Annotated in this window: 12 protein-coding genes and 1 pseudogene; 8 read left to right on the top strand and 5 right to left on the bottom strand. The window is 61.0% G+C overall.

Translation table 11 applies throughout. The features are described from left to right. Nucleotides 1-209: 209 nt before the first annotated feature. The 5 genes and pseudogenes from ACVW0C_RS01635 to ACVW0C_RS01615 all read right to left on the bottom strand — a co-directional run. A pseudogene (locus ACVW0C_RS01635) lies at nt 210-351 on the bottom strand (glutamate dehydrogenase); the annotation flags it as partial. A gap of 71 nt (nt 352-422) precedes the next feature. Continuing rightward, nucleotides 423-1,094, bottom strand: coding sequence for a diacylglycerol/polyprenol kinase family protein (locus ACVW0C_RS01630; protein ID WP_414407111.1), 672 nt, complete (start codon nt 1,092-1,094; stop codon nt 423-425). 9 nt (nt 1,095-1,103) lie between these two features. Next, on the bottom strand, nt 1,104-1,433 hold the full coding sequence (locus ACVW0C_RS01625; RefSeq protein WP_049749615.1) for a c-type cytochrome: 330 nt from the start codon (nt 1,431-1,433) through the stop codon (nt 1,104-1,106). Nucleotides 1,434-1,696: 263 nt separating this feature from the next. Beyond that, nucleotides 1,697-3,493, bottom strand: coding sequence for a glycoside hydrolase family 3 N-terminal domain-containing protein (locus tag ACVW0C_RS01620; protein ID WP_457384125.1), 1,797 nt, complete (start codon nt 3,491-3,493; stop codon nt 1,697-1,699). A gap of 147 nt (nt 3,494-3,640) precedes the next feature. After that, nucleotides 3,641-5,056: a RecQ family ATP-dependent DNA helicase gene (locus ACVW0C_RS01615; protein ID WP_457384124.1), complete on the bottom strand. Its 1,416-nt coding sequence runs from the start codon at nt 5,054-5,056 to the stop codon at nt 3,641-3,643. Between the two features lie 311 nt (nt 5,057-5,367). Between ACVW0C_RS01615 and hisB the strand changes: the two genes are divergently transcribed. The 8 genes from hisB to ACVW0C_RS01575 all read left to right on the top strand — a co-directional run bounded on the left by hisB (nt 5,368) and on the right by ACVW0C_RS01575 (nt 12,461). Beyond that, a complete protein-coding gene (hisB, locus tag ACVW0C_RS01610) occupies nt 5,368-5,988 on the top strand; it encodes an imidazoleglycerol-phosphate dehydratase HisB (protein ID WP_457384123.1) in 621 nt (206 codons plus the stop codon). 135 nt (nt 5,989-6,123) lie between these two features. Then, entirely contained in the window at nt 6,124-6,360 is a 237-nt protein-coding gene (locus tag ACVW0C_RS01605) for an alpha/beta hydrolase (protein WP_457384163.1), read from the top strand. Nucleotides 6,361-6,499: 139 nt separating this feature from the next. Continuing rightward, nucleotides 6,500-7,183 (top strand): hypothetical protein, encoded by a 684-nt coding sequence (locus ACVW0C_RS01600; protein ID WP_457384122.1) that lies wholly within the window; start codon nt 6,500-6,502, stop codon nt 7,181-7,183. A gap of 36 nt (nt 7,184-7,219) precedes the next feature. Further along, complete coding sequence (locus ACVW0C_RS01595; protein ID WP_457384121.1) at nt 7,220-8,143, top strand: ABC transporter permease; 924 nt, start codon at nt 7,220-7,222, stop codon at nt 8,141-8,143. Nucleotides 8,144-8,763: 620 nt separating this feature from the next. Then, nucleotides 8,764-8,916 (top strand): photosystem II protein Y, encoded by a 153-nt coding sequence (locus ACVW0C_RS01590; RefSeq protein WP_414330801.1) that lies wholly within the window; start codon nt 8,764-8,766, stop codon nt 8,914-8,916. Between the two features lie 34 nt (nt 8,917-8,950). Next, the gene (locus tag ACVW0C_RS01585) at nt 8,951-10,051 is read left to right on the top strand and encodes an NAD(P)/FAD-dependent oxidoreductase (protein WP_457384120.1); all 1,101 of its coding nucleotides are present in this window, start codon (nt 8,951-8,953) and stop codon (nt 10,049-10,051) included. A 177-nt stretch (nt 10,052-10,228) separates the two neighbouring features. Next, a complete protein-coding gene (locus ACVW0C_RS01580; RefSeq protein ID WP_011432318.1) occupies nt 10,229-11,134 on the top strand; it encodes a 6-carboxytetrahydropterin synthase in 906 nt (301 codons plus the stop codon). A gap of 10 nt (nt 11,135-11,144) precedes the next feature. Continuing rightward, the gene (locus tag ACVW0C_RS01575; RefSeq protein WP_457384119.1) at nt 11,145-12,461 is read left to right on the top strand and encodes a DNA double-strand break repair nuclease NurA; all 1,317 of its coding nucleotides are present in this window, start codon (nt 11,145-11,147) and stop codon (nt 12,459-12,461) included. Nucleotides 12,462-12,479 lie beyond the last annotated feature (18 nt).

Genomic DNA, 12,479 nt, shown 5'->3' with positions numbered 1-12,479 from the left:
AACTACCCGACACCAACCGCTAGGCGGTACGGAGCGGGCTTTTAGTAGCCCTGCAGTTAGCAAGCCAACCACGAGCCTCTGGGGTGGTTTACAGCACCCCCAATCGACCGTTACCAGTGCCTTAAACAACCGTTTCTGGTGCCCGCATTATTATTATAGCATTCCTCCCGACACCGACCCTACGGGTACAGTGTGGGGCTCCTGCAATTTCTAGCTGAGGATCGCCACCCAGCCGGGATCCAGTTTCAGCTCGCCAGCTGCCCAATCTAGGTAGCTGCAGGCCTGGGCAAGGGGACAGATATGGGCGGGAGAGGGAGGGGCAGAAGAGGCCAGCGCAGGACTTGCAGCCATGGCGAAGAGAAGCAAGGGCTGTTTCCACACTATACCGCCGGGAACCGGAGAGGAACGTTCCGTAGCAAGCGTTACAAATAATTGAGAATCTGGATCAAGACGAAACAGAGGCCGGCACTGGCCAGGGGCACGGTCAGGTTATCCAACCCCCACCAAGAGAACACCTCCAGCCCCATAGCCATCCCTCCCACCAAAAGGCTCACTCCGAGCAAAGGGAGAGAGAAGCCAAAGTACCCCAGCAGCAGAGCTGCGATCACCAAGCTGCTCACCGCCCACATGGTCAGGGATCCCTCCCAGCTTTTTTGAATGGATCCCAGTTGGTAGGGGTGTTGGCCCCAAGTTTTGCCCACCAACCCTGCCAAGGCGTCGGCCCACGTCATCACCAATATGCCGATCACCGCGAAGACCTGTCGCTGGGGACGCCAAAACCAAAACAGCAGCAGGCCAATGCTGACGGCGTAGAAACAGGTGCCAAAGCTGCGGCGACCGACTCCATTCAAGCTGGGCAAGATGGCCACCCGGTAGGAGAGCAGCGCCAAGCCGGCAAACACCAGAGAGAATCCCACCCCTAGCCAGCGAGGCACTTGCAAAGCCCAAGCCAACAAAATGATATTGCCCACACCAATGTGAATGGCCTTGCGCACCCATTCCCCGTCCACCTGCCGGGAGCGCAGCCATTCCGCAAAAGCAAATACGGCGGCCAGCCAGAGAGCATAGCAAGCAAGCTGCTGGGCCAGGCCCATGAAACGGCCTCAGAGGGTTTTCAAGTAGCTGAGCAGATCTGCCATCTCCTGAGGATCCGGCTGGAACTGGGGCATGGGAGGCGTTTTGCCACCGGTCACCTGCTGAATAATAAACCGATCCGAGCGGCGGCTGCTCACCCCCCGCAGACTGGGCCCCACTCGCCCATCCGCTTCTTCTCCGTGGCAGGCTGCACAGTTGAGGGCAAACAAGGATGCACCATGGCTAACCTGCCCCTGTAAGCTGAGGACGGCTTCCGTGTAGGGATCCAGACGAGCCTCAGCACTTAGCCAAGCCCAGGTCAATATCGCCAGCCCTAGGCCGAGGAGGGCAAGACCCAGCCGAGTTTTCTGAGCCCAGACACTTGTAAAAAATCGCTGCAAGGATTTGAGGAAGGGTTGTAAACGCTGTTGGGATGAAGGCTGAAGTCGCTTTTGCTCAAAGCCGACGCAACTGCCAGTTGATGACTGGCTGCTGCGGGATTGAGTGGTCTCTGAGAGGGAGGGAGACACAGACAACGCTGAGAGAAACCGTTTCAATCTTTTACATTTCAACCAACACGATAACTCAGGAGCCTTTCCCTGCCAATAATCTGTAAAGGTATTTACTTTTTCTTAATGGTTGGCTGGGCCACGTGAGACTTTGATCCCTCTGAGGGGGAACGGTTGGGAAAGAGCCGCCCCATCACCTCCGCTTGGGCCCAGGGATCCCGGTTGAGGCTGTGGATGGCATTGGCCCATGGAAAGTGCGCCCGCAGGCGACGGTAGAGAGATAAATTACCATAAATGACGACGGCTGCCACCCGCTCCCGATGCTGTTGCAGCCAATCCAGCACATAGTTGGGCAAGGGATTCCCAAGGAAACCTTGGAAAATCAACCCTGGGGCGTTGTCTAGAGCGGCTTCCAACCAAGGCAGGGGGGTAAGGGCATCGCTGAGCACAGGAAGCATGCCCAGGGCAGCCGGAACATGGAGGGCGGGAGACTGCAACTGCACATCGGCAGCACCCAAGGGGGGATCCTGCCAGATCCAGTTCAACCATCCGGGCTCTGCGGGCGGGCTGAGGGGCCGGCCTCCTTCCACGCCACCGCGGGCCATAGCCGCTTGACAGGGGGCGATATCCTTCTCGGCCAAGAGGGATCCCAGCTGTGCGGCTCTGTGCAGAGCAGAGGGCAGGCTGGAGCGCCTGTTGAACAACTTTCCCAACGCCGAGTCCTTGGGGATGGGATCCCCCAGCAGCAAAGGCTTCAGTTGCTCGGCGGGAGAGCCACGGTTGAGGGCCGGATCCGTGGGATCCCTGGCCCCCATCCATCCGCCAAGGGCGCTGAAGTCGGTTTCCGCCAAGGCCGGCCACACCTGTTGGAGGAGAGCTGAGGCGGCGGGTAGGAGTCGCTGTTTGGCCCGCAGCACCCGCGTCACCGACTGGGCAAGCTGGTCTGTGCTGAGGGATCCCTGTTGCACCGCTTCCAAAACGGCTGCCAAGGATGCCATCGGATCGGGGGGGGTCAGAATCAGATCGGCACCGGCCTGGAAAGCCCGCACGGCCAATGAGTTGGGAAAGGACTCCGTCCCGCTAACGCGAACGGCCAGCTCTGCCAGAAAGCCTTGATCGAGGCTATCCACGACGATAAGCCCACCAAACCCCCATTCCTGGCGCAGCAGTTGGGTCAGCCGCCCCGGCAGCAGGGTGATAGGCCAGCGCTCATCCCACTCCGGCAGCACCACGTGGGAAACCAAGATCGCCCCCACCTGCTCCACCAAACCTCGAAAAGGCAGCCAAGGTCCCTCTTGGAGCTGGGCTAGGGTCAGGGTTAATCGGGGGCACCAGGGGGTGTCTGTTGTCTTTGGGGATGGCTTCAGTCCGGCCTGAACCGGATCCCTCCAGCCTTTGCCCGGAAAAGAGCTGGCTGTGGTTAGGATCCCGCCTGTGCTGCCCGGGGTGGCTTGCTCACATCCGCGCACAAAAGCTCGCGCCAGTTGCAAAGCAGACAGGGGATCCTCCGCCAGCGCCCCTTCCCCCAGCGGCTCTGCCACCGGGCTGAGCAGCCAATTGATGCCGATGGCTGCCGCCTCCCGCGCCGTGATCCGCCCCCACTGCTCGGCCCAGCGCTCGGCTTCCACCCCCAGGCGGCTCAACCCTAGAGGATGGGGGAAAGGGGTCGCCCCCTGCAGGGCCAGCCCCCGCCCGACCTCGGCTGCCACCAAAAGGGGCAGAGCCGCCCAAGACTGGGCCTCCTCGATCAGCAGCAGGGCCTCGGCCACGTGGCCATCCGTGAGCCAGATGCCCCCGATCCCCACCTCCTGGATAAGCCGTTTGAGGATCTCTCGGGGAGGAGACTGGGATCCCAGACGGGCCGAGACCGGCACCACCAACAGTTGCGCCACCTGCCGGGCTAGGGACAAGGGTCGGTCAAGTTCCTCGAGCGGAGATCCGGAAACACTCATAGGCACAGCCGAAAGTTCGTCAGCAAGGGGAACTGCTCCCTTTGCAGAAACGCAGATCATGATAGCCACTCCTGCCGGTTGCGGCTCGCAGCGGGCTGTTGAGGGCTAACGAGAAAGCCGACAACGGTCACAGGTGCCACAGGGCAGGCCGGGCTGCTCCCCAGGGTAGCCAAAATAGGGCAAGATCGCCTGCCACCGACAGCCGCGGGCGTGGATGAGGGCTTCCATCCCTTGCCAGGGATCCTCTCGTCTTAAAGGCTGCCAACGGCGGTGCAACACCTGAAAGTGAAAGGGATCCGGCCAGTGCAGGCAGCCCATCTCCTGCAATAGACCCAGGGCCACCCGTACCTCTCCAGGCGGCAGGTCGGCGTAGGATCCCTGCTGAGGCAAGGTTTGCAGCAGGTGGCGTGCTCGGGCCTGAAGGCGCTCCTGCTGGGAATAGAAATAGGCTTGGCGCCGGCGATCGCTGGGATCCAGCAGGCCCGTCGGCTCCGAGACCAGCATCAGGGCCCGACAAGGGCCACCATCCCGACCGCCTCGTCCCACCTCTTGCAAATAATCCATCAAGCTGGGCGGGGGATGAAAATGCAGCACCCAACGCACATCCGGCTTGTTGATCCCCATGCCGAAGGCGTTGGTGCAGACCAGAAAGCGCAGTTCCCCCTGCAGCCAGGATCGTTCTAGCCGGCGGCGGGATCGCGCTTCCAGCCCCCCGTGATAGGTGGCGGTTTTCAAGTTCTGTCGGCCCAGCCACTCGGCCAGCTCTTCCCCATCCCGCCGGGTGCGCACATACACCAGACCCGACCCGGGATTCTCGCCCAGGAATCGCAGCAGACGGCGACGACGATCCGCCGGGCTCCAGGCTATCGCGACATTGAGGGAGATATTGGCCCGCAGGGGATCGGCGCGAATGCACTCCGGATCCCGCAGCTCTAGGATTTGGCTGAGGCGGCTGCAGGTTTGGGGGTCAGCCGTGGCGGTAAAAGCGGCAATGGGAAAGGAGGGCTTCACCGGGGCCAGAGCCGGGCGCAGCAATCCCAGACGGCGGTAGTCGGGCCGGAAGGATCCCCCCCAATGCACCAACGTGTGGGCCTCATCCACGATCAGGCCGTTGATGTGCACCTGAGGCTGTTGCAGCCGTTGCCAAACGGGGGGGCTGAATAGAGTCTCCGGCCCCAAATAGAGCAGGCGCAGTCGGTTTTCCTCAAGGGCCTTCAACACCCGCTTGCGCAGGGCCGGATCCAGTTCGCTGTGGAGACAGGCCGCCGGCAGCTTGCGTTTCCAGAGATCCTGAACTTGGTCTTCCATCAGGGCGATCAGGGGCGAGACCACCAGCGTCACCCCTGTTTGCAGCAGGGCTACTAGCTGAAAGCACAGGGATTTGCCAAACCCCGTCGGCAACACCACCAGCGCGTCGCGCTTGTCCAGCAGAGCGCGGATCACCTGATCCTGGGGTGGGCGCAGCCTCTCGTAACCCCAGTGTTGCTTGAGGGCGCGCTGAATCTGCTGCCAATCTTGCAAACGGCAACCCCCTTTTCAACAATTTCCTTCAGCAATCTACAGCGATTTCGGGAGAAGCTGTCTTATAGGCTATTTCAAATCCCGCTGAACCTGCTAGCTCCCCTCTCCCAAGGGGTGAGGGCGCAGAGGATCGGCCCCACCGGCTTGCCTGTAGGGGATCCCTGTCACACCTATCCCCGTGTCCAGGGGGCTGGGATCAGGATCCCCGGCAGAGAAGGGATTCTCACCTGCTGCATGGGTGAAGGTGTCGATGGCGGCGGGCTTGTGCGATCCTAGAGCTGGGACTTCCCGCCTGCTTCGATACTTTTCCCATGACTGCCCTCGACTCCTCGCGCCTGCTCCACCCCAGAACTGCCCTTGTTCACCGTCGCACTGGAGAAACGGATGTCCAAATTCATCTGAACCTGGATGGCAGCGGGCGCCATGAGATCGATACTGGGATCCCCTTTTTGGATCACATGCTGGCCCAGCTCAGCACCCACGGGCTGATCGACCTGCAGATCAAGGCCATAGGGGATCTGCACATCGACGATCACCACACCAACGAAGATGTGGGCATCACGCTGGGACAGGCTCTGGCGCAGGCTTTGCAGGATCGGCGGGGCATTCATCGCTTCGGCCATTTTTGGGCGCCTTTGGATGAAGCCCTGGTGCAGGTGGTGCTGGATTTTTCGGGTCGCCCTCACCTCAGCTATGGCCTGGAGCTGCCCACAGAGCGCATTGGCCGCTACGAAACCCAGTTGGTGCGGGAGTTTTATCAGGCGGTGGTCAACCACGCCCAGCTCACTTTGCACATTCGCCAGGCTGCCGGCCTCAACGCCCACCATATTGTCGAGGCCAGTTTTAAGGCGTTTGCCCGCGCCCTGCGCATGGCCGTAGAACGGGATCCCCGCCGACAAGAAGGGATCCCCAGTTCGAAGGGAGTACTCTAGGCATGAACTGGCCACGGAGACTGTTGGCCTTGGCTCTGGGATTGGGGACAGTTTTCTTCGGTCTGGGCCAGATGGGGGGTGCAGAGCGCTTGGGGGTGTTTCTGCCGCCTTTGTTTGATTGAGTTCTCCTTGCCCGTGGAGGATCTGGCCCAGTTTGCTCACAATGGCACGGTGAGCCGGCAGTTGGATTTTTATCTGCGGCGGCTTACGCCAGAGCAGCAGGCAGCTTTGGCAGATTTGCTCACACGCGATTTTGATCCCAGCACCTCTGCGCACTACTTTGATTCGAGACCTGAGGCCAGAACGGATCCAACTGGCCTCGTTCGCGACGGCGGTGCGGAGCACTTTCCCGTGAGAAGTGTCTTGAGCTGAGGAGCTGAGAAGAGGGCTGGCTGCTATCTTTTCGGATTATTCCCTTTGGTTTTGCTGAATCTCTGCCCATGCTGCTGTTGCTGACCAATCTGAGCGCCGTTTTGCTGTTTTTGCTCTGCCCTTAGTGGATGCTGAGTGGATGCTGAGGCGGGAGTTCGGCGGAGCAGGGGTGCTGGCGGGAACCTTTGGCCTCATCGACCCGCAGCAGTTGGGAATCCCGGAGACTTTGGCGGTGGGTTGGATCCCAGGGTTGAGCTGGGCCTGGGTGCTGTTGGCGCTGTTGTCATGTCTGGCTCTGGGGATCAAGGAGCGGCAAGTGCGGGCCCGCTGGCTGTACAGCTTGGGAGTGGTCGGTCTGGTTCTATTTGGGCTGGGCTTGCTCTGGTTTTATGGGGCAGTGGGGGCGGTGAATGGGGCGGCCCTGGCGGAAGGGATCCCGCCGGCTCGGTTGCCGTTGCGGCGGTTCAGCCCTTCTTTGGCTGGCTATGCCAGCTTTGCCTATGCCCTGCTGCTGTTGCTGCTGGGGCGGCTGCAGTTGCCGGGAGGAAAAGCTTTTTTGGTGCGGCGGCGGCAGATCATCGTCCCCCTGACTGCCTTGGGGGCGGCGGTGGCAGCAGGGGCGGTGGTGGTGGGGTTGCTGCGGCCCGGCTTAGGCTCCTCGCCCGATTCGCCTTTTTTTGTAAAGCTGAGCACCAAAGTGGACTTGATCACCTACACCTTTTCATTGCTGCAGGCGGCCTGTTGCCCGGCTATTTCACGGATCCCTTGCAGGCAGCCCAGGTGGAAATGGACTGCGATGAACGCTCAACTTGAGTACCTCTGAGCGGAGATCTCGTTTGTGCTGGCGCTGCGGAGCAATATGGCAACTCTGTTTTGGGCTTTGATCCCGGCTACCCTGCGCTCCACTACCCCTCTGTTGCTCACGGCCTTGGGGGGCATGTACTCCGAACGCAGCGGCGTGGTCAATATTGCCCTGGAGGGGATCATCTTGTTTGGGGCTTTGGCGGCGGCGGTAACCACCCAACGCCTGGAAGCTTCCCTTCTGGCCCAGACTCCAGCAGCTCAGGTGGGTTGGATCCCTTGGGTGGGTTTGTTGGCCGGCGCCTTAGGGGGGGTGGCCATTGCCTTTGTGCATGCGCTGATGTGCATCCGCTACAGAGCCGATCAAATTGTCAGCGGCACTGCCATCAACCTGTTGGCCATGAGCGTGCCTTCGCTGGTGCTGCAATCGTTCTACGGCAACACCACCAACTCTCAAGAAATTGTCAATCGGCTGCCGCTGTGGCATGGGTTTAGCCCCTTGGTGTATCTGGCCTTTCTGTTGGTGCCAATCTCCTGGTGGTTGCTGTTCAAAACACCCTGGGGCTTGCGGCTGCGAGCGGTGGGAGAGCATCCTCAGGCTGCTGCCACCATGGGGGTGGATGTCCTGGGTATGCGCTACGCGGCGGTGCTGCTCTCCGGCCTGTTGGAGGACCTGGCGGGGGCCTACCTTTCCATTGGCTTTTTGAACCAGTTTGTCCGCAACATGTCAGCAGGAAAGGGCCTTATCGCCTTGGCAGCGATGATCTTTGGCAAGTGGCACCCCTTCGGGATCCTGGGCGCGACGCTGTTGTTTGGGGCCACCGACGCCCTGGCCATTCAACTGCAAGGGGGAGATGTGATGCCGCCCGTGTTGATCCAGGCGTTGCCCTTTGTGTTGACGATGGGGGTTCTATCGGGAGTGCTGAGCCGCACCCGCCGCACTCGTCCGCCGGCTGCCCTGGGCAAAATCTACAGCAACTGAAAGAGAGCCGAGAGACAACCCTTTCTAGCGCACAGTCATGATGGTCATCTCGATTCAAACTAGGACACTGCACCCACACCTAAAACGTTGGTCGCGTCGGCGTTGCGGAACAGTAATGCACTCGGCCAAAGGCTTTCCTCAATGGCCCAGGCATCTCACCCTAGACTGAACACCGCAGTCTAGAAATGGTCTAGAAACAGCTTAGAAACCCTCGGAAAGGCAGAGGGGCGCCAAGATGGGCTCCGGGGAACTCCCCAAAACAGGGATCCTCTCATGGGCAGCAATATCAAACTGGCTCGGTTGCTGGCTTTGGCGGCAGTTAGCGGTTGATCGGGGTCGATTGCACATCCCTGGTGGGTGCGCTAGTTCTGGACGCGATTCTCAGTGTGGGCCTGTTGGCTCCCGCCTTGGCAGCCCAGATGGGGCAAAGTCTAGCCGGTAGGGATCCCCATTTGGGTTTATTCTGGACTTAGCCATCTTTCCAGAGTTGCACCTCAGCTTATGCGGGATCCAGAGTCGAAAACGGTTTCACCCCATCGGGATTCTGGCGGTGGCCAACCCTGGAGGCTCTTGTTCCAAGCAGTCGGTAAATCAATCTATGTTAGGGGGGGATGAAAACCATGGACATTGATCTCCGTCCGCTGATCGTTCTGTCGCCCATTGTTTTGGTGGTTGCCTGGGCTGCCTACAACATCATCAAGGCTGCCATCAAGGGAGAAGCCAAGCTCTTCGGAGAGAGGGGCAACAACCCCTTCGGCAGAGGCGGGAGCTGAACGTGCGGATCCGGTCACAGCTGGCAGGCTCAGTATGCTAGGCGAAGCAACCCAGGCAGCGGTAACCCCTTCCGAGGGAGCCCGCTCAACATCCGCCGATGTGATTGTCATCGGGGCGGGAGTGGCCGGTTTGGTGTGTGCAAGGCAACTGCTGCGGGCGGGGCTGCGGGTTCTGGTGCTGGAAAAATCGGCGGGCTTGGGCGGGCGCATGGCCACCCGTCGAGTTGAGCACGCTGGGCAAACGGTGCCAGTGGATCATGGGGCTCAATACCTGACTGCCGATTCGGATGGCTTTTATCGCTGGGTGAAGGAGCTGCTGGGCCTGGGGCTGCTGGCGGAATGGACGCGCTCGCTGCATGTGCTGGATCGAGAAGGGCTGCGCCCAGAGGATCCCAACGATGAAAAACCGCGCTATGTCTGCCCCCAGGGCATGACAATGCTGGCCAAACACTTGGCTGCCCCGCTGTCGGTACACACCCAAACTCGTGTGGTCAGCCTCAAACCTTTGGCAACAAGCTGGCAATTGAGGGCGGAGAACGGCCAATGCTACGAGGCTGCTGCCCTGGTGGCGACAATTCCGGCCCCCCAGTTGCTGCCCCTGCTCCGGGAAGGGATCCCTTCGGCTGAAAACCTGTTGCCTCTGCTGGAATCCGCCCAGTATCAACCCTGCCTTGCGGTTTTGGCGGGCTACTCTGAGCATACGCCGCCTTGGAAGGGGATCAAGTGCTTGGAGGATCCGATGTTGGCCTGGCTGGGACTGGACAGCAGCAAGCGCCTGCAGCCGCTCCCGCCTGTGGTGGTCTTGCATGGGGGGGCGGAGTGGTCATCTCTGTACTTGGAGGCCGGCCCCTCTGAGCTGGAAAAGGCCGGTCGAGAATTGCTGGCCCACGCAGCCCAACGGCTGGATCCCTGGTTGGCTTCGCCACAATGGATGCAGGTGCACCGTTGGCGCTACGCTTTGCCTTTGGAAACCACGGGATTGGCCAGCTTAAGCACCCGTGTGCCGGTTTCCGCTGCTGAGGGATTGCCTTTGGTTTGTGCTGGCGATTGGTGCGCCGGAGGGCGCGTAGAGGGGGCTTGGCTCTCAGGACACAATGCCGCCAAAACCTTGCTCGAAATGCTTTCTGGGAAATGAGGGTATGCACAGGCCGACCCGGTCGGCAGGGCAAGTGCCTGACCTGGCGCAGGACAGAGATGACGGCAAGACCACTGGGAGGGTAGGCTGAGGGCCGCTGAGAATTTCCACCCTCTGGGCCGGGGAGTGTGTCAAGCTAAAGGGTGGATCCCCCGGCAGATGCTCTCCTCTCCACTCATGTCCAGAATCTGTACAATCTACCGCCGTGCGCAATTTGCCGCCAGCCATCGGTACTGGTTGCCCGAACTCTCAGAAGCCGAGAACTTAGCCCGCTTTGGCCCAAATGCCCGTTTTCCCGGCCATGGCCACAACTATGTGCTGGAGGTGGGCATGAGTGGTGAGGTGGATGACTATGGGATGGTGCTCAACCTCTCGGAGGTGAAGCAGGTGATCCGGCAGCGGGTGATTCAAGATCTCAACTTTGCTTATCTAAATCAAGCTTGGCCGGAGTTTGCCCAAACCTTGCCCACTACCGAGTTTATCGCTTACGTGATTTGGCAACGCCTGGCCGATGCCTTGCCCCTAACCAGCGTCCGTCTGTACGAAGATCCTGAGCTTTGGGCCGAATACCGAGGAGAAGCCATGCAAGCCTACTTGACTGTTGCCACCCATTTCAGCGCCGCCCACCGCTTGGCTCTGGATCACCTGAGTTTTGAAGAAAACAGCGCCATCTACGGCCTCTGTGCCCGTCCCCACGGCCACGGCCACAACTACGGCCTGGAGATCACCGTCAAGGGATCCATCGACCCGCGCACGGGGATGATCGTGGACTTGGCGGCCCTGCAGCGGCTGATCGAGGAGCAGGTGGTGAAGCCGCTGGATCACACCTTTTTGAACAAAGACATTCCCTACTTTGCCCAGGTGGTGCCTACTGCCGAAAACATCGCCCTCTACATCCAGCGGCTGCTGACTCTGCCCCTGCGGGAGTTGGGGGTGCAGTTGCATCGGGTTCGCCTGCAGGAGAGTCCCAACAACAGCAGCGAGGTCTACGGGGAGTTTCCGCTGGAAGAGCTGCTCAACTCCTCAGAAGGACAAGATGTGGCTTCTTCCGCTTCTGGCAGCCGTATTGCCATGCAGGGCTGATGCGGCCATCATGTTGGATCTGGTTAAGCTGAGCGGGCAAATTCCTGCGTTCACCCGGCACCTGCAACAGGAGTCGAAAGCCAGCCAAGAACGCCTCCGCCAAGCCTGGCAAGTTTTCGAGCGCTGGCAGCAGGAGCCGCAGGTTTGGCAGTCCCGCTGGGCCGAGTGGGGATCCCATCTGTCGTTTGTTTGCGCCAGCCCCGCCGAGCCGCCGGAAGCTTGGGGATCCCTGCCCAAGGTCGAGCCTCTGCAGGGGCGACACACGGTGGTGGCCACGGATGGATCCCAGATTTTGCCCAGTCACCACGAGATTGCCTACTGCTCGCTGATCAATGTTGGGCGCGTGGTTCTCCACTACGGCACCCAGGAGTGGCCGCTCCTGGACAGCCAGCCCCTGCTGCTGTATGGAGATGGGCCCCTTGCCCAGCAAAACCGCTCAGACTCCCCTCTCTCGGAACCGCGGGCAGAAGGGTTGCCGAGGGCCCCCCTTAACCGGCGAGACTCTCGCCCGCAGCGCGCTCCAGGTGAACGCAATCCTACCAGCGGCACGGAGTCCTCGTTGGGGCTGGAAGAGATACTGGCCTTACGACGCTCCCAAGCGGAACTGGAGGAGCTGGCTCGTTTGGCCCTGTCGGTGCCCCGTCGCCGCACCACGCTGGCGCTCCTGGATGGATCCCTGATCCCTTGGGGACTGGAACCTCTGTCCCAGTCGGCCCGGCGCCCCTGGTTGGATCCCATTCTGGCGACCTTGGAGCAGTTGCGGGCGGCCCGCATTCCTCTCGTGGGTTACATCAGCGCCTCCCGCAGCAGCGAAACCCTCAACTACCTGCGCTTGGGGCTGTGCCCGTACCTGGGCTGTGACTGCTACCGCTACTGTCCCGGCGAGAAGTCTCCTCCCTGCCATCCCTTCGCCCCCCTGGCAGACCGCGTCTTTTGGGGATCCCTGCTGCAGCCGGGAGAGCGCAGCCCCCTTTGGCGCAGCGGCGCCAGCGTGTTGGACACCTTCGGGGAACACCACGTCCACTGTTGTTACCTCAATGTTGGCGAGGGATCCCTGGGCCAAGCCGAAATTGCTCGCCTGGAGTTTCCCGCTTGGGTGGTCCAGGATGCGGAGTTGCTGCAGCGGGCCTTGGCAGGCGTGCTGAGCCAAGTGCACAAGGGCTTTGGCTACCCCATCGCCTTGGCGGAAGCCCATCATTTGGCGGTGGTGAGAAGCGGGGATCGGCAGCGGTTTTTTGCCTTGATCGAGCAGGAGCTGCTCCGGGCCGGCCTGCGCCACGTGGCCGTCTCCCGCAAGGAAGCCCAGAAGCGGAGTGGCATTGCGTAAACTACCCGGCTCCGACCG

This window comes from Thermostichus sp. OS-CIW-26, assembly GCF_054058395.1.
This window is presented reverse-complemented; position numbering and strand designations above follow the sequence as displayed.

Coding starts and splice junctions, on each gene's coding strand:
- ACVW0C_RS01590 (WP_414330801.1), top strand. CDS start 8,764: ATGGACATTGATCTCCGTCCGCTGATCGTTCTGTCGCCCATTGTTTTG.
- ACVW0C_RS01630 (WP_414407111.1), bottom strand. CDS start 1,094: ATGGGCCTGGCCCAGCAGCTTGCTTGCTATGCTCTCTGGCTGGCCGCC.
- hisB (WP_457384123.1), top strand. CDS start 5,368: ATGACTGCCCTCGACTCCTCGCGCCTGCTCCACCCCAGAACTGCCCTT.
- ACVW0C_RS01595 (WP_457384121.1), top strand. CDS start 7,220: ATGGCAACTCTGTTTTGGGCTTTGATCCCGGCTACCCTGCGCTCCACT.
- ACVW0C_RS01575 (WP_457384119.1), top strand. CDS start 11,145: ATGTTGGATCTGGTTAAGCTGAGCGGGCAAATTCCTGCGTTCACCCGG.
- ACVW0C_RS01600 (WP_457384122.1), top strand. CDS start 6,500: ATGCTGAGGCGGGAGTTCGGCGGAGCAGGGGTGCTGGCGGGAACCTTT.
- ACVW0C_RS01580 (WP_011432318.1), top strand. CDS start 10,229: ATGTCCAGAATCTGTACAATCTACCGCCGTGCGCAATTTGCCGCCAGC.
- ACVW0C_RS01585 (WP_457384120.1), top strand. CDS start 8,951: ATGCTAGGCGAAGCAACCCAGGCAGCGGTAACCCCTTCCGAGGGAGCC.